General features: G+C 59.9%; 18 protein-coding genes and 1 pseudogene. 17 read left to right on the top strand and 2 right to left on the bottom strand.

Translation table 11 applies throughout. The annotated features are described in order from the left end of the window. Window positions 1-112 precede the first annotated feature (112 nt). Both XH88_RS19185 and XH88_RS19190 read right to left on the bottom strand, forming a co-directional pair. A complete protein-coding gene (locus XH88_RS19185) occupies window positions 113-3,226 on the bottom strand; it encodes an efflux RND transporter permease subunit (RefSeq protein ID WP_271669812.1) in 3,114 nt (1,037 codons plus the stop codon). Continuing rightward, window positions 3,226-4,335: an efflux RND transporter periplasmic adaptor subunit gene (locus tag XH88_RS19190; RefSeq protein WP_271669813.1), complete on the bottom strand. Its 1,110-nt coding sequence runs from the start codon at window positions 4,333-4,335 to the stop codon at window positions 3,226-3,228. Before XH88_RS19190 ends, XH88_RS19185 begins: the two co-directional genes overlap by 1 nt. Before the next feature lie 214 nt (window positions 4,336-4,549). Between XH88_RS19190 and XH88_RS19195 the strand changes: the two genes are divergently transcribed. From XH88_RS19195 to XH88_RS19275, 17 genes and pseudogenes are all read left to right on the top strand, one after another. Continuing rightward, on the top strand, window positions 4,550-5,152 hold the full coding sequence (locus XH88_RS19195; protein WP_271669814.1) for a TetR/AcrR family transcriptional regulator: 603 nt from the start codon (window positions 4,550-4,552) through the stop codon (window positions 5,150-5,152). Then, window positions 5,152-6,348: a multidrug effflux MFS transporter gene (locus XH88_RS19200; protein WP_271669815.1), complete on the top strand. Its 1,197-nt coding sequence runs from the start codon at window positions 5,152-5,154 to the stop codon at window positions 6,346-6,348. Before XH88_RS19195 ends, XH88_RS19200 begins: the two co-directional genes overlap by 1 nt. A gap of 343 nt (window positions 6,349-6,691) precedes the next feature. Beyond that, entirely contained in the window at window positions 6,692-7,792 is a 1,101-nt protein-coding gene (locus XH88_RS19205) for an NADH:flavin oxidoreductase (RefSeq protein WP_271669816.1), read from the top strand. A 272-nt stretch (window positions 7,793-8,064) separates the two neighbouring features. Further along, window positions 8,065-8,862, top strand: a complete 798-nt coding sequence (locus XH88_RS19210) for an ABC transporter ATP-binding protein (protein WP_271669817.1) — start codon at window positions 8,065-8,067, stop codon at window positions 8,860-8,862. Continuing rightward, window positions 8,859-9,572 (top strand): ABC transporter ATP-binding protein, encoded by a 714-nt coding sequence (locus XH88_RS19215; protein WP_271669818.1) that lies wholly within the window; start codon window positions 8,859-8,861, stop codon window positions 9,570-9,572. The genes XH88_RS19210 and XH88_RS19215 overlap by 4 nt, the downstream gene beginning before the upstream one ends. A 13-nt stretch (window positions 9,573-9,585) precedes the next feature. Beyond that, window positions 9,586-10,464: a branched-chain amino acid ABC transporter permease gene (locus tag XH88_RS19220; protein ID WP_271669819.1), complete on the top strand. Its 879-nt coding sequence runs from the start codon at window positions 9,586-9,588 to the stop codon at window positions 10,462-10,464. Window positions 10,465-10,466: 2 nt separating this feature from the next. Beyond that, window positions 10,467-11,486 carry a branched-chain amino acid ABC transporter permease gene (locus XH88_RS19225; RefSeq protein ID WP_271669820.1) on the top strand — a complete coding sequence of 340 codons (1,020 nt, stop codon included), beginning with the start codon at window positions 10,467-10,469 and terminating at the stop codon, window positions 11,484-11,486. 815 nt (window positions 11,487-12,301) lie between these two features. Then, window positions 12,302-13,903 (top strand): sensor histidine kinase, encoded by a 1,602-nt coding sequence (locus tag XH88_RS19230; RefSeq protein WP_271669821.1) that lies wholly within the window; start codon window positions 12,302-12,304, stop codon window positions 13,901-13,903. Between the two features lie 437 nt (window positions 13,904-14,340). Then, window positions 14,341-15,201, top strand: a complete 861-nt coding sequence (locus tag XH88_RS19235) for an alpha/beta fold hydrolase (protein WP_271669822.1) — start codon at window positions 14,341-14,343, stop codon at window positions 15,199-15,201. Window positions 15,202-15,583: 382 nt separating this feature from the next. Next, entirely contained in the window at window positions 15,584-16,729 is a 1,146-nt protein-coding gene (locus XH88_RS19240) for an IS630 family transposase (protein ID WP_442868455.1), read from the top strand. 448 nt (window positions 16,730-17,177) lie between these two features. Then, window positions 17,178-18,377 (top strand): IS256 family transposase, encoded by a 1,200-nt coding sequence (locus XH88_RS19245; RefSeq protein ID WP_271669824.1) that lies wholly within the window; start codon window positions 17,178-17,180, stop codon window positions 18,375-18,377. A 788-nt stretch (window positions 18,378-19,165) separates the two neighbouring features. Further along, complete coding sequence (locus XH88_RS19250) at window positions 19,166-20,806, top strand: long-chain-fatty-acid--CoA ligase (protein WP_271669825.1); 1,641 nt, start codon at window positions 19,166-19,168, stop codon at window positions 20,804-20,806. A gap of 25 nt (window positions 20,807-20,831) precedes the next feature. Next, complete coding sequence (locus tag XH88_RS19255) at window positions 20,832-20,975, top strand: hypothetical protein (protein WP_271669826.1); 144 nt, start codon at window positions 20,832-20,834, stop codon at window positions 20,973-20,975. Window positions 20,976-21,196: 221 nt separating this feature from the next. Continuing rightward, window positions 21,197-22,057, top strand: a complete 861-nt coding sequence (locus XH88_RS19260) for a 3-hydroxyacyl-CoA dehydrogenase family protein (RefSeq protein ID WP_271669827.1) — start codon at window positions 21,197-21,199, stop codon at window positions 22,055-22,057. Window positions 22,058-22,232: 175 nt separating this feature from the next. Beyond that, window positions 22,233-22,424, top strand: a pseudogene (locus XH88_RS19265) (MaoC/PaaZ C-terminal domain-containing protein); the annotation flags it as partial. Between the two features lie 658 nt (window positions 22,425-23,082). After that, on the top strand, window positions 23,083-23,382 hold the full coding sequence (locus XH88_RS19270; protein WP_271669828.1) for a putative quinol monooxygenase: 300 nt from the start codon (window positions 23,083-23,085) through the stop codon (window positions 23,380-23,382). Window positions 23,383-23,558: 176 nt separating this feature from the next. Next, entirely contained in the window at window positions 23,559-25,652 is a 2,094-nt protein-coding gene (locus XH88_RS19275) for a methyl-accepting chemotaxis protein (protein ID WP_271669829.1), read from the top strand. Window positions 25,653-25,936 lie beyond the last annotated feature (284 nt).

A 25,936-nucleotide genomic window follows, 5' to 3' on the forward strand; every position in this document is an offset into this window, starting at 1 on the left:
CACCGTCGTCGACGACCGCGAAAGCGAGGTTCGGACATCTCAAGGATGTGCACGAGAGCTTTCGCGGGAAGTCTCCGGTTCGAATTCGAATAGTCATGAGTTCAACGAGGCCCTATTCGGCGGCCATTGCTTCACGCACGTGAGGTTCTGCCGTCGCCGAATTCTCAGGCGCCTCGTCTTTTGTCGGCTTGATCCTGAACCACGCGGCATAGAGCGCCGGGAGGAACAGCAGAATAAGCAGCGTTCCGACCGCCGTGCCACCGATGAGCGTGTAAGCCATCGATCCCCAGAACACGGAATGCGTGAGAGGAATGAAGGCCAGCACGGCAGCAAGTGCGGTCAGGATCACGGGCCTTGTACGTTGCACCGTCGCCTCGATGACGGCGTGATAGTCATCGAGACCGGTAGCGAGGTTCTCCTTGATCTGCTCGGTCAGGATCAGCGTGTTGCGCATCAGAATCCCCGCAAGTCCGATCAGGCCCAGAATAGCGTTGAACCCGAAAGGCTGGTTGAAAGCGAGCAACGCAGGCACGACTCCGACGACACCGAGGGGTGCGGTCAGCAGGACGAGTGCCATCATCGAGAAGGATCGCACCTGAAGCATGATGACGATTAGCGTCGCGGCGATCATGGCGGGGAAAACAGTCGCCAAGGCGTCATTGGCCTTGGTAGCTTCCTCGATCGAGCCACCCATCTCAATGCGATAGCCCGCCGGCAGAGATGCGATCAGCGGCTGAAGGGCCGTCTTGATCTGCTTGGAAACCTCTGGAGGCTGGGTCGCCTCATTGATATCCGAGCGGATCGTGATGACCGGCGTGCGATCGCGGCGTTTCAGAATCGGCTCCTCCATACGGATTTCCGAGTGGCCGATCTGGTCGAGCGGAATCTGTCGGCCCGCCCGGCTGATGAGCGAGAAATCCGCCAGGCGGGAGGGGTCTAACCGCTCGCCACCACCGCTGCGCATCATGATCGGGACATTGCGAATGTCCTCTCGTACCTGCGTAACGGCGACGCCGGTCAGGAGAAGTTGGAGTTGCTGGCTCATCTCCGTAGGCGAGAGGCCGATGAGGTTCAGTCTATCCTGATCCGGGATGAAACGGAGCACGGGCGTCCGATTGCCCCAATCGCGGTTCGGCTGGCGTACATCGGTCACGCCACGCATGACGCCGAGGGCTTTTTGAGAGATATCGTACAGCTGCGCCGGATCCGGCCCCATGATCCGGAACTCCACAGGGAACGGCGTGTAGGGCCCAAACACCAGTTGTGTGACACGCACATTGGCCTCTCTCGCAAGTCCCTTTGATACGGCTTCTCGGAGTCGATGCTTCAGGGCTTCGCGCGCCTCCGCATCCGGTGTCAGTACGACGATCTTGGAGAAAGCCGGATCGGGCAGCTCGGGCGCCATCGCGAAGAAGAAGCGGGGAGCGCCTTGGCCGATATAACTCGTGACGATCTTGGCCTCGGGCTGATCGTGCAGCCAGCGTTCGAGCTTCTCGACTGTGGCTGTCGTCGTCTCAATGCTGGTACCTTCCGGAAGACGAACCTCCACCAGCACTTCGGGGCGGTCTGAGGTCGGGAAGAACTGCTGTTTGACAGCGGCCATCCCGGCGCCGGAAAGTGCGAAAGCGACGGCGACGATGCCGACGGTCACGAACTTGTGTCGCACAGCGAAGGTGATGAGCCCGCGCAAGCGCCGATAGTTCGGTGTGTCGTAGATCGCGTGGTGACCGCCCTCGACCGATTTGATTTCAGGCAGCATCTTGACGCCGAGATAGGGCGTGAAGACGACCGCAATGATCCAGGAGACGATGAGCGCAAAGCCCACCACCCAGAAGATGTTGCCGGCGTATTCGCCCGCAGTCGAGCGCGCGAAGCCTACCGGCAGGAAGCCGGCGATCGTCACGAGCGTTCCGGACAGCATCGGCGCCGCAGTGTGGCTCCAGGCGTAGGCCGCGGCCTGGATGCGCTCCATGCCCTCTTCCATTTTCACCACCATCACCTCGATGGCGATGATGGCGTCGTCGACGAGGAGACCGAGTGCCAGGATGAGGGCACCGAGCGTAATGCGATCGAAGAATCGGCCGGTTTCCAGCATGATCAGGAACACGACCGCAAGCGTCAGAGGGACGGCAGCCGCAACAACGATTCCGACGCGCCAGCCGAGGCTGAGAAGGCTCACCAGCAGCACGACACCGAGCGCCATCGCAAACTTCAGCATGAATTCGTCGACTGCCGAGCTGATATTGACTGCCTGATCGGTCACTTTATCCAGCGTCATGCCAAGCGGCAGCGTCTGCGCGATAGCCGCGGACCTCTCCTCCAGCGCCTTGCCGAGCGCGAGACCATTCCAGCCTTCCTGCATAACGACACCGAGCAAGATGGTGGGCTCGCCCTGGTGCCGGATGAGGTAAGTGGGAGGATCCTCATAACCGCGACGGACTTCGGCGATGTCGGAAAGCTTCAGCATCCGCCCCGCAGCGACAATTGGCGTGTCGGCGATCGTCTGGAGGCTGTCGTATGCGCCGTCGATCCTGATAAAGACCTGCGGACCCTGGGTGTCGATCGAGCCGGCAGGCATCACTGTATTCTGCCGTTGCAGGGCGGCAATGATGTCCTGTGGCGACACGCCGAGAGTGGCCAGTTTGGCATAGGAGAAATCGACAAAAATCTGTTCGGGTCGTTCGCCGAGGATGTTGATCTTCTTAACGCCCGACACGTGCAGGAGGTCCTGGCGAATGGACTCGGCTTTCCTGGCCAACTCGCGCATGGGCATACCCTTCGCTTTGAGGGCATACAGAGCGAAGCTCACGTCAGAATATTCGTCGTTCACGAAGGGGCCGAGCACGCCGGCCGGCAACTTGCGCGCCTCGTCGCCCAGCTTCTTGCGCGCCTGATAGAACTCCTCCTGCACGCTCGATGGCGGTGTGCTGTCCTTCAGCGTGACCGTCATGTAGGCATAACCCGGGCGCGTTGTCGTCTCCACCCGGTCGTACCAGGTCAGCTCCTGAATCCGCTTTTCCAAGGGTTCGGCGACCTGGTCCTGCATTTCCCGCGCAGTAGCGCCGGGCCAGACGGTCGTGACCGTCAGGGTTTTGATGGTGAATGAGGGGTCCTCGGCGCGCCCGAGCATGAGGAAGGCGTAGGCGCCCGCGGCGGCCAGCAGTAGGATGAAGAACAGGGTGACGGCGCGTTCGCGAACGGCAATCGCGGAAAGATTGAACTTCATCAGCTGCTCCTGTTCTCAGAGGCTGTCCTGACGCTGGCGCCCTCCTGAAGAAGATGAGCACCGAGCGAAACAACAGATGCACCAGAGCTCAGTCCAGAGACCACCGCGTTTTCGCTGGTCACACGCAGAAGCTTGATGGACTGAAAGCGCACGGTCGAGGAGGTGCTGTCGAAGACCCAAACGCCCGTCGTTGTGCCGTTATCGAGGACAGCACCCAGCGGCACCTGCGTTTCCTGCTGACTGTCTTGGCTTGCAAGTCGAATGGTGACCGTCGCGCCAAGCGGAGCCGCCGCGGCCTCGCCGTCGAGCACGTAGCGGGCTTCGTAGGTGCGGGTCTGGGCATCGGCGGAATCAGACAACTGGCGAAGATGCGCTGCGAAGCGGCGTCCATCGCTTCCGTACAGGCTGGCCTCGGCGAGCGAACCGATCGCCGGCCGGATCGTTTCGGGAAGCGCGACCACAGCTTCGCGGGCACCGGCCTGAGCAAGCCTGACCACAGGCTGACCGGCGGATACCACTTGGCCGGGCTCGCCTAGCGTTTGCATGACCGTTCCGTCCGCGTCCGCCACCAGGACGGAATAGGTTGCCTGGTTCTCGGCGACACCGGCGTCGGCTTCGGCTGCAGCAAGTTGCGCTTTGGCGGTATCAGACGCGGCCTTCGCTTGCTCGTAGCGCTGTTTGGATGCCCAACCGTCGTTGACCAGATTGGCGTATCTACGTTCATCCGCATCGGTCTGCACGACAACCGCACGCGCTGCAGCGACGGCGTTGCGCTTTGCCGCAAGCGCGAGGCGGAGATCGGTTTCGTCGATCCGCATCAGCGGCTGCCCGGCTTTGACCTGCTCACCGACGTTGACGAGCCGCTCGACGATCTTGCCGGCGACGCGAAAGCCAAGGTTGCTTTCCACCCGCGCGCCGATGGTGCCTGTGAATCCGCGCTCGGATCCGCTCACCCGAGCCGCCTTCACCAGGCTGACGATCGGGGGGGCCTGCCTCGGGTCGCGAGCGGCCGAAGCTTCGTGGGTCGGGATAGTAAGAGTAACGAATGCCGCCGCTCCGAGCGCGGCGACCGCGATACCGGCCAAAGCCAGAAGTTTTCTCTTTTTCATTGCCGTCTCTCCTACAGCCTTTAGATTTCGTTCGAACTCTATAATCCAGTTTAGAGTTCGAACGCAATCTAAAAAATGACGCTGACGGGAACGTGATAACGGTATCATGGTAACGTGGCGCCTTCCGTCGAGGAAAGCCGGGCTCTTGATAGATTGTGTTCGGACGCTAAATAGCATATAGCTTTCGTCCGAACTCTAAGAGGGAGCTCCATCGATGCGTGTCAGCCGCACTCAGGCAGCGGAAAACCGCGAAACCGTAATCAATGTGGCAAGTCGCTTATTTCGGGAGCGCGGCTTCGACGGGATCGGACTCAAGGATCTGATGGAGGGCGCCGGGTTGACCCAAGGCGCCTTCTATAAGCAGTTCGCATCAAAGGAGGATCTGACGGTACAGGCGTCCCGGCGGGCACTCGAGAGCGCGTCCCGCCGCTGGTCGGACGCTGCTGCTAAAAATCCTGATGATCCGCTTGGCGCCGTGATCCGATTCTATCTGAGCTCCGACCATCGCGAGGAAAAGATGGACGGGTGCCCGATCGTGGCACTCGGTTCGGACGCGGCCAGACAAGGTCCCGAGGTGAAAGCGGCATTCGAAGAGGGGATCAAGGCGCATCTCGACGTCATCGGCCGCTTCATTGCCGAGACCGACGTTGAAGAGCATAGCGGCAAGGCAATGGCTATTCTCTCGACCATGGTCGGTGCGGTTGTCCTCTCGCGAGCTGTCAACGACGAGCGCCTGTCGACACATTTGCTGCAAGCGGCCGCCGAAAGCGTGCTGAAGGAGGCGTCCGAACGCGATAGCCAAGAAAATCCGGTCTAATGCCGCTGGAGGGGGCCGAACGCCGGCTGACCGGAGGAATTCTGTTCCTGCTCGCCGGCTTGTCGGCGCTAGGCGCACTTGCCACCAACATCATTCTTCCTGCCTTTCCGCGGATCGGCGCCAGCCTCGGCGTTTCTTCACGCGAACTAGGGCTCACGTTGAGCAGCTTCTTCGTTGCCTTCGCGTTTGGACAGCTTCTGGCCGGGCCGCTCTCCGACGTCTTCGGCCGAAAATGGTTGGTCTTGGGCGGTCTTGCAGTCTTCGCCGCGGGAGGCCTCCTTTGTGCCCTCGCCGACACCCTTTCCTTCCTGGTTCTTGGCCGAGTGATCCAGGCGCTTGGGGCTTGCACTGCATCTGTCCTGTCACGCGCCATCGCGCGGGATCTCTTCGACGGCGAGCCGCTCGCGCGCGCTCTGGCGCTGACGATGATTGCGGGAGCGGCTGCCCCGGGATTCTCTCCTCTGCTGGGAAGTGCGCTCGATGGTCTACTGGGTTGGCGGTTCAGTTTCCTTGTGGTCGCTGCGTTTGGGATAGTGCTCGCGCTCCATTACTTGGTGCGCGTCGACGAAACTCATCCGACGAACCGCCGGGCCGCGCCGGCAGCTCTGGACGTGGCATCCGCCTACGGCCGCCTGGCCACCGATCCCCGCTTCCTCCTTCCCGCCGCCTCGGTAAGCCTTATCATCGGCGGGCTTTACACCGTCTTCGCCACTGCACCCGCGATCCTGATGATCGAACTGGGACTCACCGCGTTTCAACTCGGATCATCCTTCGCGACGACGGTTCTGGTCGTGTTCGCCGCTGGATTTCTGGCCCCGCGCCTCGCTCAACGCTTTGGTCAGCGTACGGTCGGCTTGATCGGCCTCTTGTTCGCGCTTGCTGGCGGCCTCTCAATGTTCGTATTCGCGGCTCGACCGACCTTCATGTCGTTCACTGCCGCCGTCACGCTGTATCTGCTTGGTATGGGGTTGATCAATCCCCTCGGCACCGCGATCGCGCTTCATCCATTTGGACGTCAGGCCGGATTGGCGTCAGCCCTGCTGGGCTTCCTCCAGATGGGGTGCGCGGCCCTCGGCGCATCGTTCGCAAGCGCTCTGCCTCTTGAGCCTTCCGCTTCTCTTGCTGTCATCCTGAGTGGCCATTCGATGCTTGCGCTTCTTGTCTTTCTTCCGGTCGCGCTGCGCCGGTCCAAATGAGCGCGAGGAGATCAGCGGATCACCCTCCGATGGATGCCTCACAGCCCAGCGCACGCCCAGTAGGTCGAGTTGACAATAAATTCCAAAAAAGAACTAATTATACGTCGGAAAAATAGCCGAACAGTTGGGCATCTGTTTGTTGACAGTTCTAATTAAGAACTATACGATCATTTGCGCCCTGTTGAAGGGCTAAGGGGAGGTATCCCTAGGCAAAAAAGGCGAGCGAAGAATTCGCCATTGGGAGGGTGAGGAAATGATCGTTGATGAGCGCACATCGGATTGCGGCCGCGGTATCAACTGCTCGCACCGACTTCCGCTGGCTTGAAGCGAGTCTGGAGCGCACATGGCTTTCGACGCCCTTTTCCGACCGTTTAATTTCAGGGGGCTGAGCCTCCCAAATCGAGTCGTCATGGCGCCAATGACGCGCTCCTTCTCTCCGCATGGCGTCGTTAGCGAGGAGGTGGCGCAGTATTATCGGCGCCGGTCCGAAGGACAGGTTGGCCTTATAATTTCGGAAGGGACCGGCGTGGATCGCCCGGCTTCCTTGAACGATCCCAACGTCCCTCGTTTCCATGGCGAAAAGGAGCTCGCCGGCTGGCGTCACGTAGTAGACGAAGTGCACGCGGCTGGCGGGCTGATGGCGCCTCAGCTATGGCACGTCGGCGCGGTACGCACTCGGGAAAAAAGCTGGGAGCCGCCAGGTGCGTACGACACGCCGTCGGGACTGTCGCGACCAGAAAAAACGTTCGGCGAGCCGATGAGCGCCGAGGCTATCGCCGATGCCGTCCGGGCCTTCGCCGACGGCGCGCTGGCGGCGAAGAGCCTGAAGTTCGACGCCGTCGAATTGCACGGCGCGCACGGTTACCTGATCGACCAATTTTTCTGGGAGGGCACCAATCGCAGGGAAGATGCGTACGGCGGCAAGAGCTTGCCTGGCAGAGCGCGATTCGCGGCCGATATCGTGCGAGCCGTTCGCGCGGCGGTTGGCCCGGAATTTCCGATATTGCTTCGCATCAGCCAGTGGAAGCAACAAGACTTCGCCGTGAAGCTGGCTAAAACACCGCGCGAATTGGAGGATTGGCTAAAGCCTCTGGTCGATGCCGGCGTTGACATTCTGCATTGTTCGCAACGGCGCTTTTGGGAGCCAGAGTTCGAGGGCTCCGATCTGAATTTCGCGGGATGGGCGAAAAAGGTGACGGGCTTGCCCACGATTTCCGTGGGCTCGGTAGGCCTAACGGGTGAATTCATCGCCGCCTACGGCGGAGAGAGTTCGCAACCCGCATCGTTGGACGAATTGATCCGTCGTCTCGATCGGGAGGAATTCGACCTCGTAGCGGTTGGTCGGGCGCTACTTCAGGATCCGCAATGGCTTGCGAAGGTGCGTGATGGCCGAACCGATGAATTGATGGCTTTCGATCGTTCCGCATTCGCCACCATGAGCTGAACGTCGGAACGTGTCGGGCGCGATCAAAAGACCTGCCGCGCCAAATGGACACGGAATTGTCGGCGCTAGTCATGTCCATCTGACTAGCTCCGTAGAGCAGTCGAAGATACTGCGACCGGAGGAGATGCTGCGCGAGCCGCGGCATCAAATCTCAAAATGCAAGGGCAAAATCGGGAGGGGAAGTTGCGCGTGAAGCGGAGGGCGGTAGATCGCCGTTGCGGAGCCTGGGCCCGGACGCCCAACCGATCGTCGATCGAAAAAGGCGGAAAGACATGACGCAGATCCAGCTCGCGCGGGGGGCATCGCCCCTGCTCACGGTGCGTGGCGTCAGTGTCGTGTTCGGTGGAATCATCGCGCTCAATCGCGTGTCCTTCGATATGCATAAGGGTCAGATCCTCGGATTGATCGGCCCCAACGGCGCCGGCAAGACCACGCTCTTCAACTGCCTCTCGCGGCTGTACCAGCCGTCGTCCGGCGACATCCTGATGGAAGGCGTGAGCATCCTGTCGCGCCCGCCGCACCGCATCGCCGAGATCGGCATCGGCCGCACCTTCCAGAACGTGGCGCTGTTTCCGAACCTGTCGGTGATGGACAATGTCCGCGTCGGCGCCCATTCGAAGACCTCCAGCGACATCATCAGCGACTCCCTGAGACTGGCGTGGGTCCGGCGCAGCGAGAACGACGTGAACAAGAAGGTGCATGAGATTCTCGCCTATCTCGACCTCGAGGACGTCGCGCATACCACCGTGTCCGGCCTGCCGTTCGGCACGCAGAAGCGCGTCGAGCTGGCGCGCGCGCTGGCTGCCGATCCCAAGATCCTGCTGCTCGACGAGCCTGCCGGCGGCCTCAACCACGAGGAAGTCTATGTGCTCGGCGACCTCATCCGCAAAATCCGCGACGAGCGCCACATGACGGTGCTGCTGGTCGAGCATCACATGGGCCTCGTGATGTCGATCGCCGACCACGTCGTCGCGCTCAATTTCGGCAAGAAGCTCGCGGAAGGCACGCCGGCCCAGGTGCAGGCGGACCCCGACGTCATCAAGGCCTATCTCGGGAGCAAGGACCAATGACGATGCTGCTCAACGTCAAGGACCTGCGCGCCTATTACGGCCAGGTCCAGGCGCTCCACGGCCTGTCCTTCTCGCTCAACGAGGGCTCGCTGACGACGCTGCTCGGTGCCAACGGCGCCGGCAAGACCACCACGCTGCGCGCGATCTGCAACATGGTGCGCTCCACCGGCGGCATCGAGTTCGACGGCAAGCCGCTGAACAACCGCTCCACCGAGAGCATCGTGCGGTTCGGCATCGCCCATGTGCCGCAGGGCCGCGGCACCTTCACCACCATGACGGTGGAGGAGAATCTCCAGTTAGGGGCCATCACCCGCAAGGACAGCGCCAGCATCGTCTCCGACATCGAGCGCATGTATGCGCATTTCCCGGTGCTGAAGCAGCGCCACACCCAGCAGGCCGGCACGCTCTCCGGCGGCGAGCAGCAGATGCTCGCGGTCGCTCGCGCCCTGATGCTGCGGCCGCGGCTGATGCTGCTGGACGAGCCCTCCTTCGGCCTCGCGCCGCTGGTGGTGCGCGACCTGTTCGGCATCCTCGGCAAGATCAACCGCGAGGACAAGGTGTCGATCCTGGTGGTCGAGCAGAACGCCCAGCTCGCGCTCGAGCTCGCCGACCAGGCCTATGTGATCGAGACCGGCCGCATCGTGATGTCGGGCAATGCCAAGGACATCGCGAACAACGAAGAAATCCGCAAATCCTATCTGGGCTACTGACGGAGCCGGGACAATGGAGCTGTTCACCAACCAAGTCCTGGCCGGCATCGCCACGGGCGCGATCTACGCCTGCATGGCGCTCGCCGTGGTCATGATCTACCAGGCGATCGACCATCTCAACTTCGCGCAGGGCGAGATGGCGATGTTTTCGACCTTCATTTCCTGGCAGCTGATGCAATGGGGCGTGCCCTATTGGGCCGCCTTCGTGATTACACTGGCACTCTCCTTCGTAGCTGGCATCGCGATCGAGCGCATCCTGTTCCAGCCGCTCGCCAAGGCGCCGATATTGACCAACGTCGCCGGCTTCATCGCGCTGTTTGCGATCCTCAACTCGTGCGCCGGTCTGATCTGGGACTTCACCATCAAGCAGTATCCGACCCCGTTCGGCTCCGCGCCGTTCCTGGGCAGCCAGCTGATCTCGACCCACCAGGCCGGCATGATCGGCGTCACCGTGCTGCTGCTGCTGGGTCTCTACTTCTTCTTCCAGTACACCCGCATCGGCCTTGCGATGCGCGCGGCCGCCTCGGTGCCTGAATCGGCGCGGCTCGTCGGCATCAACACGAGCTGGATGATTGCGCTGGGCTGGGGCATGGCGACCGCGATCGGTTCGATCGCCGGCATGCTGATCGCCCCCGTCGTGTTCCTGGAGCCCAACATGATGGGCGGCGTCCTGATCTACGGCTTTGCCGCAGCGGTGCTCGGCGGCCTCACCAGCCCGTTCGGCGCCGTGGTCGGCGGCTTCCTGGTCGGCATCTTCGAAAACCTCGCCGGCACCTACATCCCCGGCGTCGGCAACGAGCTGAAGCTCCCGATCGCGCTCGCGCTGATCATCTCCGTCCTGGTCGTCAAACCCGCTGGCCTGTTCGGCCGGCACATCGTCAAGCGAGTTTGATCATGAGCGCAGCAGAAGAAGTCGTCGCAGAAGGCCACCAGGCGGTCGAGGCCGTTCCGAAGCGGGCCATGACGCTGGCCGCCCGCACCTCGTTCGTGGTTCTCTTGATACTGCTTATCGTGCCCCTGTTCGCCAAGAACTTCATCATCTTCCAGATGACGATGCTCCTGATCTATGGGCTGGCCGTGCTGGCGCTGAACATCCTGACCGGCGGCTCGGGCCAGTTCTCGCTCGGCCAGAGCGCATTCTACGCGGTCGGCGCTTATACGACCGCGGTGCTGATGGAGCATTTCAACGTCAACTACGCCCTGACCTTGCCGATCGCCGGCGTGGTCTGTTTCGCCTTCGGCTTCCTGTTCGGGCATCCGGCGCTGCGGCTGTCCGGCGTCTATCTGGCGCTCGCAACCTTCGCACTCGCCACGGCCACGCCGCAAATTCTAAAGTTAAACCTCCTCGAGCACTGGACCGGCGGCGTGCAGGGCCTTGTCGTCACCAAGCCGGACGCGCCATTAGGCCTGCCGATGTCGCAGGACATGTGGCTCTATTATTTCACCCTCCTTGTGGCGATGATTGTTTACATCTTCTCTGTGAACCTGTTGCGCTCTCGCTCCGGTCGCGCCTTCATGGCGATCCGCGACAACGAGATCGCTGCCTCCGCAATGGGCGTCGACGTCGCCCTCTACAAGACCCTAGCGTTCGGAGTGAGCGCCGGCATTACCGGAGTTGCTGGAGGCTTAAGCGCCATTACGGTGCAATTTGTCGCGCCTGACAGCTTCACCATCACGCTCGCGATCTCGCTGTTCCTCGGCATGGTCGTCGGCGGGGTCGGCTGGCTGCCCGGGTCCTTCGTCGGCGCGGCCTTCATCATCTTCGTCCCGAACATGGCAGAAAGCATCTCGAAGGGCCTCTCCGGGGCGGTGTTCGGCGTGCTCCTGTTCCTCGTCATCTACCTCGTGCCGCACGGGGCCCGGCAGGTCGCATTCCTTGCTCACAATCTACTCCCGAAACGAACGAAGAACTAGGGTGTCTATTCCTAAGAACGCGGATGTCGATATGGCACCTAAGCAGACATCTTCTTTTGGGCCTGAGCATCTCATCGGTCATAGCGTATGTTGCACAGGGGGCGATGTATTAGCGCCCCTGGCTTACCGGCGTGTCACAGACGCGACGGAGCTTCTGGAGAAGCGGCTGAAGCGTCGATATGAGAACATGTCCCGACGTCTGACAGCAATACCATCGAGAAACGAGAACCTCTGGATTACAGTAGTTGGCATCGGCGTCATGGCATTGATGGCCGTACTAATATTGCTGATCGGAAGGTAGGGCTGACGCTGGCGGGTTTGCTAGGTTTAGTACTCCTGAAATCATGATCGGCGCCCTTTGCCACGGGCCACTTTCAGGCGGCACCATAGACATTGCACATCCTGACCGGGTCCCTTTTTTGCCTTAAGCGCACGACGACTGGGAAGAGACATCTAGAAGGATGATTCTCGACAAAAGGAGAACTGTGGCTTCCCGGACGGTCATACCGTACCCTCCAATTCGGTATCCTCCTCGGACGTTCTGCTGCGGAGGTCTCATCATCGCAGACAGCGCGAGCCGATCCTCGTGCCTTATCCAACAAGCAATCCGCTCGACGCCGTCCTTTGGGGAGTGGAAATCGACATCATTGGTCGTGGCCAGCCGACATGCTATGAATAGGAGGGCGACCCCCGGAACTCGAGTGGCGAGACCGCTGTTCGTCGTGGATGATGCGCTCCCTAGGCTGGAGTGCCGGCTTTAAGTCCTCGGACTTTAGCCCGTCGATAGTCGCGCAAAGCGAACTCATGGTGTTGAAATGACATCTGAGTCCTTCGAAATACTTGATCTTGTCGAGCAGGCCGTCTTCGTCCGCGACCTGCATGGTCGCATACAAGCTTGGAATAAGGCCTCGGAGACCTTGTACGGCTACTCTCGTGACGCTGCCCTCGGCCAGTTCGCGGATGACCTTCTCGGTAGCGAATATCCTATATCGGCTGCCGACCTACTAGCTAGTTGCGTCGCGGCCGGCCGTTGGCGGGGAGAAGTCAAGCGGGTATCGGCACAAGGTAGCGCGATATTGGTGCAGGTTTGCCTGTCAGTGCGCTACGACCCCTCGGGTAACCCGATCTATCTCGTGGAGACGGGGAGGGAGGTCAAAGCGACCAGTTTCGAGCAGGAGTTGAAGCTTAGTGAAGCTCGCTATCGGAATATCTTCCAAGCCATGGCGGCTTCGTTCTGGGAGCTGGACTTCTCAAACGTAAATCAGAGATTGCGAGCGCTGAGAAAATCCGGTGTCTCGGATTTCCGGAAGTACTTCTTTGACAACCCTGATGTCGTCTGCGAGCTGATGAGGGTCGCGCGCGTGGTCGATGTCAACGATCATACCGTGCAACTTTTCGGTAGGGGTAACAAGGCCGAGTTGCTCGGCAATCTCTTGCCGGTTTGGCCCGACGAAAGCGTTCACGTCTTCGTGGAGGCGATGCTGAGTGCCATCGCGCGGAAGCCTCATTATTGGACCGAATGTAAGATGCGCAGGATCGATGGCAGTATTTTTGATGCGCTCTTTACGATTGCCTGGCCGTCCAAAGACATGGGCGGTGCGACTAGCATGGTCGCCATTATCGACATTACGGAGCGCAATCGCGCACAGGAAATGCTGCAGCGTGTGCAGAGCGATTTCGCGCATGCAGCCCGCGTTTCGATGCTGGGCGAACTCACGGCTTCCATTGCTCACGAAGTGAACCAACCTCTTGCGGCCATTGCTTCAAATGCAGACGCTGGTTTGCGCTGGCTTGAAGCGGCTCACCCTCAAATCGATAAAGCGCGAGAATCGATCGGATGGATCTTGGAGGATGCGCATCGGGCTGCCGACGTGACCGCTCGGATCCGCTCCATGGCCGCGCATCGCGCGCCTGAGCGAAATTTCGTATCTCTCGACGGGATAATCCAGGAGGCGCTCCTTTTCATTCGACACGAATTACAAGCGCGCTCCGTTGCCGTGGTTCACAACACGTCTGTTGAACCCCCCATCGTCCTTGCGGACCGAACGCAACTTCAACAGGTGATCGTCAATTTGACGATCAATGCAGTGCAAGCACTGGCGCACAACGATTGCTCTCTGCGTAAAATTACGATTCAAACGAATGTCGCGAACGATAAGATTACCTGCAGCGTCGAAGATAGCGGCCCCGGTATCGATCCCGACCACCTTGCTCACTTGTTCGACAGCTTCTTTACGACGAAGCAAGAGGGCATGGGCATGGGACTTCCGATCTGCCGCTCGATAGTAGAAGCGCATGGCGGATGCATCCACGCGGAGAACGTCTGCCCCGCGGGAGGGGCGCGTTTCTCGTTCGTCTTGCCTGTCCCGGACGGAGAGCCGTGCGCCCCAGAGGGCGCGCTTAGCCAACTCGGTTAACGGAAGGCATTGTCCGGAGCAGCTGGATCACTCAGCTCACCGTCGACGCCGCCTGAAGCCGAAATCATTAGCTAAATTCAATCGCAATGCGGTCAAAGCTGCGAACGGCTCCAAGATCCGGGCGCCGGCGCCATGACTGTTATTTTACTAGTCACTTGCAAAAACCAATGAAACACATAATTGACTGATAAAATCGGCAGGGTCGATCAGGGTCCTCTGAGCGTCCTGCTGGCCAAGTGGCTACTGAACGACAGTTCCTTGAAGCTCGTGCAAGTTCGCGAGAAGGATCAACCGGAGTCCGTCATCTCCGGCGACCGTGCCCGTCAAAAACGCCCCGTCCGGGAGGAGGGAGGCCGGCCCCAACGGCGAATGTCTGAGAAGTAGACACGCGACAGTCTGCGGGCATCGGATTCGCATTGTATCGCTGGAGAAATCGAATGCTTAGTGTGACAGTAGCCGAACCACGTGTTCTCAAAATATCGGAGAAGCTTAGCCTACGTTTTCAAAAGATCGGCAATGGGCCTCCGTTGCTCCTGATACATACGATCCGAACGCAGCTTGAATACTTTCGCAGTCTGGCGCCGCTGCTCGCGGGGTCGCATACGGTGTACACCATCGATCTCCCAGGCCACGGACACTCCCCCATCGATCTAAGTGCGAGGTTCGACGAATCCTACTTGAGACAGGCCGTCATCCGCTTCATCGAGGAATTAAACCTGTCGGAGCTCACGGTTGTTGGCGAGTCTATCGGCGGCGCGCTGGCACTTACAGTGGCGGCCTCCCTTCCCCAGCGGGTGAAGCGGGTCTACACGATCAACCCGTACGACTACGAGACTCGCTACGGGGACGGTATTCGACGCGGCAACTGGTTCGCAAATTTTATCATAGGAAGCTTGCAGATCCCGGTGCTTGGCGCGATCAATGCATCGCTCGAAAACCAGATGGTCCTCGGCAAGATCATGGGCGGGGGATTTCACGACCCGCGCAAACTACCTGCTGATTTGCTTGCTGAGTTCGGTCAAGCGGCCCGTCGCCCGGGATACAAGCGGATCGCGCGCAGGGTGCTGGCAGGCTGGCGATCCTGGAGCAAGGCACGCGACTACTATGGACAGGTCTCGGCTCCTGTAACGCTCATTTATGGAGATAGCGATTGGTCGCTGCCAAGCGAGCGCGAACGCACACGGTCGCTCATTCCCACCGCGCAGATCGTTACCCTCAGAAATACCGGCCACTTCTCGGCTGTTGAGAATCCGTCGGAGTTGGCTCGCGTGATACTGGGGCCACAATGGTCGCAGTAATCGACCCCGGGACCGTACAACGTTGTCGAGCGCGGTTCACGGAATGATGACCATGCCAAAGTAGCGGAGCGCTCGGCCAAGCGCGGCATCGACACACTAAACTGTCTGGAGCAAGCATGAGCGAAGTTATTCAGTTTGTATCAAAGTCGGAGCGCGAGCGAGATCGTCTCATTCGAGAAGCGCGTGCGATATACGACAGCATTTTCCCGCCGGGCGATTCAGTCGGCGAGAAGCAGAACAATGCTCCGGGAAGCCATGCGGTCGGCAGAGCCGGTAGCTGTAGTACTGACTAGACGACCGATTCCATGAACTTGGCAGTGATGGAACGGGACGTTTGTTTGTGGATTCCTCGTTTGCGATTGACTGAACGAGGAGTTTCACCATGGCGGGATGGCGGCAAGCGGTCGAGTTGGCAATGACCGATGATGAGATTGAAGCGTTGACGGCTCTTTCGCGGTCGAGGACGGAACCGGCGCGCCGGGTGTCGCGGGCCGCGATGCTGCTGGCCTACCGCGAGAACCCGTCGTTCTTCGCGGTAGGACAAAGACTTGGCGCCCATCATCAAACGGTGCAGCGCTGCGTCGAGCGGGCGGCGGCTGAGGGTGCATTGGCGGCGCTCGACGAGCGCCCGCGACCAGGCAAGGAGCCGGTGATTACGCCGGAGGCCAAGGCGTGGCTGGTCTCTCTGGCGTGCGACAAGGCCAAGGATCATGGCTATCCGCATGAGTTGTGGACGACGCGGCTCTTGGCGCGCCATGCGCGCGAACAGGGGCCGGCGGCAGGGCATGCGTGTTTGGCTAACTTGGTCCAGGGAACGGTGTGCAAGATTCTCGGCCAAGAGGAAATCAAGCCGCACAAGGTGAGCTATTACCTTGAAAACCGCGACGCCGAGTTCGAACGGAAGATGGCGGAGGTCCTGTGCGTTTATCGTGAAGTCCAAGTCCTGAAGAAAGCCTCTGCCAAGGGAAAGCGGCGGGCAAAGCCGGTGACGATCGTCTCCTACGACGAGAAGCCGGGGATCCAGGCCATCGCGACAACGGCGCCGGATCTGCCACCAGTGCCGGGCGTGCATGCGACCTTCGCGCGCGATCATGAGTACAAACGTCATGGCACGCTCAGCCTGCTGGCGGGGATTGATCTGCTCACTGGAAAGGTCCATGCGCTCGTTAAAGACCGCCACCGCAGCCGAGAGTTCGTCGAATTCCTCAAGCTTCTCGATGCCGCCTATCCGGCCGGGACCGCGATCAAGTTGATTCTCGACAATCATTCCGCACATATCTCGCGAGAAACCAGAACCTGGCTCGACACGCGACCAGCAGATCGCTTCCAGTTTACCTTCACGCCCAAGCACGGCTCCTGGCTCAACCTCGTCGAGGGCTTCTTCTCCAAGTTCGCCCGCTCCGTCCTGCGTCACATCCGTGTGACCTCAAAGCACGAACTCAAAGAGCGCATCATGGCCGGAATCGACGACGTTAATCGCCATCCCGTCGTCCATACCTGGTCCTACAAACTCGCCGAGGCCGCCTGATATGATTCAAACCAAGAAAACGCTGACCTAGTTCCTGTCACGGTTGCCGATTTTTCAGTCTCTCGTGTCCGATGCATTGCTGCGCGCGGCTGGTTACAATCTCGGAGTTCTCTGCGCTGCCGGGGCGCCCTGTCTGGTGGGCGTCCCGCAGCGCCGAATGGATGAGACAGCCAGTTCTCCCGACCAGTTTGCTTTTTCGCTTCGTTCTTGTTGGCCGAACAGAGGGCCTGAGCATGACCTCCGATTGCCGATCGATAATCGATGGAACAAGCGTCGATTGCAGAGTAGTTCGGTCGTGTCCCCGGAGGTGGTGTAGCTCGGTAGAGCAAAGCCGCCCGGACGCGCGCTCTCACATAGCGCCGTAGCGGGCGGGCGGCTTTGCGGTGGTCACCGGCAGTTCGCCGGTAGGGTCGGGTTGCTGACACCAACCTGATTCGAGGAACCACCGATGACCGATGAGATGATGAACCTGCGCACGCTCGTGGAGAAGACCCCTGATGCGGATCTACTGCGCGAGATGATCGGCTTTGCTGCCCAGCGCCTGATGGAGCTGGAAGTGGAAGGCCAGACCGGGGCCGCCTACGGCGAGAAGAACCCCGAGCGTCTGGCCCAGCGCAACGGCTACCGCGACCGGACCTGGGAGACCCGCGCCGGCACGGTCGAGCTGCGCATTCCCAAGCTGCGCAAGGGCTCCTACTTCCCGGGCTTTCTGGAGCCGCGCCGGATGGCCGAGAAGGCGCTCACCGCCGTGGTACAGGAAGCCTATGTGCAAGGCGTCTCGACCCGCTCGGTCGACGATCTGGTCCAGGCCATGGGGATGAGCGGCATCTCCAAGAGCCAGGTCTCGCGGCTGTGCGCGGAGATCGACGACAAGGTGAAGGCCTTTCTCGGCCGCCCGATCGAGGGCGACTGGCCGTATTTGTGGATTGACGCCACCTACGTGAAGGTACGCCAGAATGGGCGCATCGTGTCGGTCGCGGTGATCGTCGCGGTCGGCGTCAACAGCGATGGCCGGCGCGAAGTTCTCGGCATGGACATCGGTCCCTCCGAAGCCGAGACGTTCTGGACGGCGTTCCTGCGCAAGCTCGCCCGCCGTGGCCTGCGCGGCGTCAAGCTGGTCGTCTCCGACGCCCATGAGGGCATCAAGGCCACCGTCGCCAAGGTGCTCAACGCCTCCTGGCAGCGCTGCCGCGTGCACTTCATGCGCAACGCACTGGCCCATGCCGGCAAGAGCGGCCGGCGCGTCGTCTCCGCCTTCATCGCCACCGCTTTTGCCCAGGATGATGCTGAGGCTGCACGAGCGCAGTGGCGCAAGGTCTCCGACCAGCTCCGTCCCAAGCTGCCCAAGTTGGCCTGCTTCCTCGACGAGGCCGAGACTGACGTGCTGGCCTACATGACGTTCCCGCCGCAGCACCGAACCAAGCTGCACTCCACCAACCCGATCGAGCGTCTCAACGGCGAGATCAAGCGCCGCACCGAGGTGGTCGGTATCTTCCCCAATGAGGACGCCATCGTCCGCCTCATCGGCGCGATCCTGCTCGAACAGAACGATGAATGGGCCGTCCAGCGCGCCCGCTACATGACGCTGGAAACCATCGCGCCGTTGAGCGATGATCCAACCGTCAGCCTCCCGGCTATCGCCAGCTGACCAGTCCGGCTCTTGCCGGCGAACGCGGTGACCCGCCGCCAGCTACACCACGCTAGGGGACACGATCAGTAGTTCTGTCCTTGCCAACTGTGAGTCACTAGCTACTTGCAACGCTTGGTGTTTCAGAGAAGAGTGCTGGCGAATTCGAATAGGAGCTCTTGCGAGCTTCCAAGTCATTTGAGCCGAACGGTGCCATCTATGATACTCGCTGTCCCACAAATCACTAGTGGTGTCCGCTTCATTGAGCCGAGCGTTCTCGAGCATTCTCCGCGTCCAAGAGTTGGGAACGACAACTGGCGCAGACCCGCCGGCCTGACGGCGCGCGCTTGGTTATGGTGCGTGCTAGATGCATATAGCGCGATTGCTTCCAGCTACTTCGACTATCGGGATTACAGTGTGGAAAGGGCGTGACGCTTCCGGTCCGCCGAAAGCGAGGAAACACAAGCTCCCGGACTGACTTGTTTCGGCCGGGAGTGAGCGAGCGGCCTGGCGATGGGCCCGCTACGCCGCCCCCGTCCCAATTGTCGCGCGCCGGTCGGCGGGACCCCGAATCCGCAGCGCGAAGCTCCGGGTGGAGTGGCCACGAGCAAGTTCCGCGCAAGGACGAGGTCTGTCATTTGCCTGAGAAACGCCGGCAATCCATCGCTTCTCGAATTCATCTCTGAATAGGCGTTCTTCAACATTTCGTTTTGAGGCACGATCGCCGCATGCTGCAATCGCGTCCAATAGCGCCGACCGTCGTCCGATTAGAATGTAGCAGACGCGTCCACTAAGTTTCGGGGAATCCCGTGCTGGGCTTAATGCAAGAGTGGCCGTTATTGTGCCACCGCATCATCGATCACGCGGCAACGTGTCATCCGGACCGCGAGGTGGTGACGCGATCTGTCGAGGGGCCGATCCATCGAACCAATTACGGCCAGATCAGAAAGCGCGCGCTAAAGGTTGCCCAGCGGTTGGACGGCGACGGCATTTTGATTGGCGATCGCGTCGCGACCCTCGCCTGGAATACTTGGCGACACCTAGAGATCTGGTACGGAATTATGGGTATCGGCGCTGTCTGTCACACCATAAACCCTCGCCTATTTCCCGAGCAGATTGCATGGATCATCAACCATGCTCGTGACAGAGTTCTTCTCGCCGATGTTTCCTTCGTGCCACTTCTTGAGAAGCTCGCATCGCAACTCGAGTTCGTGGAGCGCTTCGTCATATTAACGGATTGCGACCGAATGCCGATCACTTCATTACGGGGTGCGATCGCGTACGAGAGCTGGATCGATAGCGTGAATGGCGACTTCGCCTGGAAGAGCTTCGACGAAAACACCGCCGCTGGCCTATGCTACACGTCAGGCACTACCGGAAATCCAAAGGGCGTCCTGTACTCGCATCGGTCAAATGTACTCCATTCACTAATGATCGCACAGGCAGACGTAATTGGCCTTAGTTGCAACGATACGGTCTTGCCAGTTGTCCCGCTATTTCATGCCAACAGTTGGGGCCTCGCCTTCCACGCGCCGATGGTGGGCAGTAAGATCGTCTTTCCCGGTGCAAAGCTAGATGGCGCATCCGTATACGAACTTCTGAGGGACGAGAAGGTAACGTTTACGGCGGGTGTGCCGACCGTCTGGCTAATGCTTCAACAGCATATGGAATCAAACAATTTGCGTTTGCCGGCGCTTCGGCAGCTAAGGATCGGCGGCGCGGCGCCACCACCTACCATGATTGAGGCCTTTGAACGCATGGGCATTGCTGCTACGCAAGGGTGGGGTATGACGGAGATGGGGCCCGTCGGCTCGATGGGAGCCCTGAAGCACCCTTTCGAAAAGTTGACGGGTGCGGAGAGAATCGCCCAGCTTTCCAGCCAAGGCGTTGCACCGTTCCTCGTTGAAATGAAGATCACTGATGACTCCGGCGAGCGGCTTCCTCACGACGGAAGAGCCTTTGGGAGGCTGAAGGTCCGTGGTGCAAGTGTTGTCAAGGCCTACTATGGGTTGGATGATAGAGTCCTGGACAAGGAGGGTTATTTCGACACCGGCGACGTCGCTACGATCGACGAGCACGCCTATATGCGCATCGCGGATCGATCTAAAGACGTCATTAAATCGGGCGGCGAGTGGATATCTTCCATCGAAATCGAAAATGTCGTTACAGCTCATCCTTCGGTCCTGGAAGCCGCAGCGATCGCGGTTTCGCATCCGAAATGGGGCGAAAGACCGCTTCTCATCGTTCAGCTTAAGCCGGGCTTGGCGGCGACTAAGACCGATATTCTTTCATTTCTTGAAGGCAAGATCGCTAAGTGGTGGATGCCCGATGACGTCGTCATAGATTCAATTCCCCATACAGCGACAGGAAAGATCAGGAAATCGGAGCTGCGTGAACGCTACAGAAATCACTCGCTGCCCGGTACATCGGATTCGTCCGGCAATAGTTGAGGGGCCGATCACCCTGTTCTAGGCCATGAACATCTTCACCGTATCGTTCACGGGATTAAAACGGCGGCGCAACTGCGGTCTCATGACGCTGGACCAGCCTCCGATCGAGCTCGTCGATGGCGACCTGTCGCGGAACATCGGCAAGCTCCTTGAAGAAGCCGACGGCTAGGTACTGCTAACTGTACCGCTTCGCACGAAAGACTCCAAGACGGGGCACCTGTCCGATGATTGTGACTTCGAGAGATGCTGCGCTAAGCCATCGACACTACCGTTCTATGGCTCCGATGACTTCCATGCGACGGTGAGAGCTGAGATCGAGTTTTCCACTTCCTGCCGGCGAGTGGCCCGAACCTGCCGGACAAACCCAACCTAAAGCCGCGAGGCACCGCCATGACGTTCAAACTCCCCGAGAACATCGCCACTCGTCCCATCGCCATTCTGGGCGCGGGCACGCTGGGCCGCCGCATCGCACTGATGCTCGCGACGCGCGGTGCCGAAGTTCGCGTGTATGCCCGCAGCGCCGAGACGCGCGATGCTGGCGTCGCCTTTGCCAAGGAGCAGTTGCCTGCCGTGTTGGCCACGCTGCCGGGCAGCAAGGCCGGTACCATTGTGGCCGTTGATGACGTGACAGCCGCGCTCAAAAATGCGTGGCTCGTCGTGGAGTCGGTGCCCGAAAATCTTGAACTGAAGGGAGATATCTTCAAGCAGATCGATGCGCTCTCCGAACCCGACGCCATCCTGGCCAGCAACTCCTCATCCTATTCGTCGAGCGCCTTTTCCGACAGCGTGAAGAATCCAGCGCGCCTGCTGAACATGCACTTTCTGATGCCGCCGGCGATCACGCCGGTGGAACTGATGTCGTGTGGTCACACCAATCCAGCTGTGATCCAACTTCTGGTCGACGTACTGCCCGGCTATGGCCTGACGCCCTATGTGGTGCAGCGCGAGAGCATGGGCTTCATCTTCAACCGAATCTGGGCCGCCATCAAACGTGAGACGCTTGCCGTGGTAGCCGAGGGTGTCGCGTCGGCGGAGGTGGTGGATGCCATCTACAGCCAGGCCACCGGTTCGCAGCGGGGCCCTTTTCGCCTCATGGACGCGGTGGGACTGGACGTGGTGCTGAGCATTGAAGAAAACTATGCCCAGCATCGGCTCGGCCTGCCCGAGGGGCCGCGCATCCTGCTGAAGAAGATGATCGCTGAAGGCCGTCTTGGCATCAAGAGCGGTCGAGGATTCTACGACTACCAGTAATGTAAGATCCGTCAGATCTGGAGATCTTGACGCTATTGATTTCGTGGAGCTGGCTGTTGCCAAATACTTCGCAGGCGAAGGGATGAGGCTTGCCAGGGCAGGCTGGGCCCTAAGGCCAGCCATAAAGGTTCGACTATGGCAGCGATCGATATGAACGAACATGCCACCGTTGTAGACGGAAGTTGGCGTCTCTCGCTGGTTCGAGATCGATCAAACCCGGATTGATAAGTTCGCGGATGTGACCGAGGACTGGCCGTTCATCCATGACGACTCGGCACGGGCGGCTAAGACGGCGTTCGGTGGCACCGTGGCCCATGGCTTTCTCACGCTGTCCATGCTGACAGTTATCGCCTATCACGGCTTGCCCGCGGGGCCGACCTGCGGGCGCAGGCTCAATTCAATTCTGAATAATGGCTCGTCAGAAGCGCTCTGGCCAGCGTTGGCCGCCCCAACTAGCAATATCGTCAACGAGACAAGCAATGCAGGCTCCGGAAATCTCAGATGAGAGGCGTCATCGCTTCGGCGGGGCGGACGCTGACTGGTACGTCCTATAGCGACGCCGTAAAGGTGCTCGGCGCACGCGACCAGAATTCTCTCGACGAATCGATTGCCCGTGCGCTGCGAGAGCTGGCACGCGGAGAATCGCCAGTTTCGCCGCCTGAGCAGACGGCGATGTCAGCCGCTCCGGAACCGAAATCCAGCCCCGGTGCCTCCGGAGCGGCTGACGAAATCAATGAGGGCGTCCTAATTTTCGAGACTGGGGATCGCAGAGCGGGCGAGCGACATCGATCCGGCCTGGCTTCACGGATACGGCTGGCCACATCAGACCGGCGGCCCGATATTCTTTGCGGACCAGGTGGGGCTGCCCGTGCCCGTGTCCGAGCGGCTGGCCCTAGATGGCCGCACTTAACGAGGATGAAACAACCCGGCCGGCGACGCTGTCACGTCGCCTGGCCAGTGAAACGTTCGAGACTCTCAGATAGCCACGACAGGACGCGCGCGCGTCGCGAAGGGACAGGAACAAGATGATCTACGTGATAGCAACGCTCACGGTGAAGCCGGAAATGAAGGCGGAATTGTTCCTTGCGGCAAAGGAGTGCATTGCTGCCACCCGTCAGGAAGAGGGATGTATTTCCTACGAGCTCTTTGAAAGCACCACTGATCCGAACAAGCTCATATTCGTTGAAGAGTGGCAATCGGCCGAGTGCCTCCCTCTGCATTCCAAGAGCGACCACATGAGAGCATTTGGCCGGGTAGCGGTGAAGTGTTTCGCGGCCCCCGTGCAGGTCCAGATCATCACTCCAGAAAAAGTCGAGAAGCGATAGCATCTCAGGCAAGCGCCAGGTCGCGGCCGGTTCTCGACGGTTGCGAGCCGCCCGTCGTGGCCCGCAAACTCTTGTCGAACTCGAGGTCCAGTCAATAGTTAAAAAATAGAAGCTATTAGTTCTTTATTAGAACGTTAGATGTCTAGTGGGCTCTGGAAAATGAGGAGCCACGGGCGATGCTAAAGCATGTGACGATAACGGCCGTTCTAATGACAATAGTTTCGGTTGTATCCGCGTTCGTCGCAGTCGTCCTATCGTTCGACCTGTACGATTCTTATACGAAGCTGAAAACTGCTGAGCAACTCTCCGCAGTTGCCCAAGCCTCATCTAGTGCCTTCAGAAGTATGCACAACCTGCGTACGGTCCGCGCGATAACGACAAGGTATCTCGACTCAGGAGATATCGTCGATTCGGACTTGGAAGCTGGTCTCGCAAGGACTCGTTTAAGTCTTCAGCAAGCCTTAGCCGCGTTGCCTCTGGATCTCGAAGCCATCCAATCAGGAGCGCCGAACTCGGCGGCTGCCGTACGTTCCGAGATTGGAGCTTTCGTACAGCTCGACGAAGCTGCCTTCAATGCGATCAAAAAACCTCCATCCGAACGCCGCCCCGAAGCCATCGCAAGGCAGTATGCGGACATGACCTCTCTTTTGCTGGGCCACCTTGAGAGCCTCTCAGGTGAACTTGTTTCGGAGGCGAGATACAGAGATCCCGTCGTCGACCAGTTGATGTCGCTAAAACAGCTGGTCTGGTTGCTCCGTAATGCGGGCGGCGAAGCGACGGTACTCGTGTCTCAAAGCCTGGAAGGCATTTCACCCGGTAAGGATCAAAGGCTGACCTATGCCCGCCTGCAAGGGAAGATCGAGGCGGCATGGTCTTCGATCGACAGCCTAGTCTCGGGATCCGCGCTTCCGCCGGCCGTAAGTGATGCAATTGCCGCGACCAAATCCGGCTATTTCGACAGCAATTATCTAGCGCTGCGCGATCGGCTTTTTGAGGCCCCCTCGAAGGGAGAAAAGCCCGAAATGAGTGTCGCGCAGTGGGTGAATTTCGGTGTGAAGCGGCTCTCCACAGCCGTTACCCTTGCCGAGCGCGCGCTTCAGGCGGCTCAAGATCACGCTGCAGAGCGGAGGGCATCAGCCCACCGCAATTTGTTGCGGGAAATTGCGCTTCTTGCCGCCGCGACAGCGTTCGCGGTCGCATGCGTTGTCGGAGTCCGCGGAAGCACGATCCTTCCGCTCAGGAGAATACGGGACGCCACAATCGAGCTGGCGAACGGTAACAACACTGTCGAAACTCCCTTCACAGCTCGCAAGGACGAAATTGGCCAACTCGCGGGAGCGCTCCAGATATTCAAAGAAAATGCCCTAGCGAAAGCGCGGATCGAGGAGGAGCAACGGCAGCAAGGGGTGATTACAGCCGAGCGTCAACGCGAAATGGAGCAGCAGATTCAACGGTTTGAACGGCAGATGGCGGGTAGCTTCGCTTCGCTGGCAGCCGCATCAGATCAGATGCGAGACACTTCCGCCAGCATGTCCTCGATATCGAAGGATGCAAGTGCACAGGTAAAATCGACGGAACAGGCCTCAAATCTGGCCTCGCTCAACGTTCAGAGTGTTGCGTCCGCCTCCGAGGAGCTCAGCGCGACCATTGCCGAGATCAGCCGAAGGGCATCGCAGGCCGCGGGTATAGCAGCCCGGGCGGTAGAACAAGCGAACAAGACGGACGCCACCGTTCAGGGTCTGGCAGAGAGTGCGGGTCGTATCGGGCAGGTGGTCGAGCTGATCACAACCATCGCCGGTCAAACCAACCTGCTCGCGCTGAACGCGACGATCGAAGCGGCTCGGGCTGGTGACTCGGGAAAAGGCTTTGCCGTAGTGGCTTCGGAGGTGAAATCGCTTGCCAATCAAACGGCCAAGGCCACCGAAGAGATCTCCGGACAGATTTCGGCCGTCCAGCAGGTAGCGGCTCAAGCCGTTCATGCGATCAAGGGGATTGAGGAAACCATCCGGCAGGTGAGCGAAGTTGCTTCCTCAATCGCCGCTGCGGTCGAGGAGCAGGGAGCAGCTACTCGCGATATAAGCGCCAACACGCAACTCGCGTCGGAAGGAACTCAAAAAGTACTGCAGAACATCACCCGTGTGAGCGAATCTGCAGAAGCGACAGGCCAGGCGGCCCAACATGTTACGGCCGCGGGGAAGGTTCTGGATTCGGAAACGCGCGAGCTTCAGGAACAGATCAGCACGTTTCTAAGCGGGATCCGCGCCGCCTAGTCCACGCACTCGACTCCGAGCCGGCCGTTTGTGAGCCGCCGGTCAGGAGGGCGTTTTGGGTCGCCGACCGGATCGCTGGCGGCTCGTTGGTCAGACTTTTGGAAGGCTGCAAACGGCCCGGCAGCCTCACCACTTCTCTCGGAATGCGCAGCTTCGGCCAGTGTCGGCGCTGCGGTGGGCTGAATAGCGTCAGCCTCTTCGCAGTTGCTGGAGGCTGTTAAGTCGTGAAATGCCATTTATCTTTCCGCGTCCTTTCGGCGCTCTGCCGCAGGCGAGGTGTGGGG

This window comes from Bradyrhizobium sp. CCBAU 51627 (genome assembly GCF_028128765.1).
Taxonomy (GTDB): Bacteria; Pseudomonadota; Alphaproteobacteria; order Rhizobiales; family Xanthobacteraceae; genus Bradyrhizobium.

Bases quoted from the DNA above. Each gene is read 5' to 3' on its own strand.
- XH88_RS19220 (WP_271669819.1), top strand. From the start codon at position 9,586: ATGGAGCTGTTCACCAACCAAGTCCTGGCCGGCATCGCCACGGGCGCG.
- XH88_RS19195 (WP_271669814.1), top strand. From the start codon at position 4,550: ATGCGTGTCAGCCGCACTCAGGCAGCGGAAAACCGCGAAACCGTAATC.
- XH88_RS19270 (WP_271669828.1), top strand. From the start codon at position 23,083: ATGATCTACGTGATAGCAACGCTCACGGTGAAGCCGGAAATGAAGGCG.
- XH88_RS19240 (WP_442868455.1), top strand. From the start codon at position 15,584: ATGGCGGGATGGCGGCAAGCGGTCGAGTTGGCAATGACCGATGATGAG.
- XH88_RS19235 (WP_271669822.1), top strand. From the start codon at position 14,341: ATGCTTAGTGTGACAGTAGCCGAACCACGTGTTCTCAAAATATCGGAG.
- XH88_RS19260 (WP_271669827.1), top strand. From the start codon at position 21,197: ATGACGTTCAAACTCCCCGAGAACATCGCCACTCGTCCCATCGCCATT.
- XH88_RS19230 (WP_271669821.1), top strand. From the start codon at position 12,302: ATGACATCTGAGTCCTTCGAAATACTTGATCTTGTCGAGCAGGCCGTC.
- XH88_RS19215 (WP_271669818.1), top strand. From the start codon at position 8,859: ATGACGATGCTGCTCAACGTCAAGGACCTGCGCGCCTATTACGGCCAG.
- XH88_RS19275 (WP_271669829.1), top strand. From the start codon at position 23,559: ATGCTAAAGCATGTGACGATAACGGCCGTTCTAATGACAATAGTTTCG.
- XH88_RS19200 (WP_271669815.1), top strand. From the start codon at position 5,152: ATGCCGCTGGAGGGGGCCGAACGCCGGCTGACCGGAGGAATTCTGTTC.
- XH88_RS19210 (WP_271669817.1), top strand. From the start codon at position 8,065: ATGACGCAGATCCAGCTCGCGCGGGGGGCATCGCCCCTGCTCACGGTG.
- XH88_RS19185 (WP_271669812.1), bottom strand. From the start codon at position 3,226: ATGAAGTTCAATCTTTCCGCGATTGCCGTTCGCGAACGCGCCGTCACC.
- XH88_RS19225 (WP_271669820.1), top strand. From the start codon at position 10,467: ATGAGCGCAGCAGAAGAAGTCGTCGCAGAAGGCCACCAGGCGGTCGAG.
- XH88_RS19205 (WP_271669816.1), top strand. From the start codon at position 6,692: ATGGCTTTCGACGCCCTTTTCCGACCGTTTAATTTCAGGGGGCTGAGC.
- XH88_RS19190 (WP_271669813.1), bottom strand. From the start codon at position 4,335: ATGAAAAAGAGAAAACTTCTGGCTTTGGCCGGTATCGCGGTCGCCGCG.
- XH88_RS19255 (WP_271669826.1), top strand. From the start codon at position 20,832: ATGAACATCTTCACCGTATCGTTCACGGGATTAAAACGGCGGCGCAAC.
- XH88_RS19245 (WP_271669824.1), top strand. From the start codon at position 17,178: ATGACCGATGAGATGATGAACCTGCGCACGCTCGTGGAGAAGACCCCT.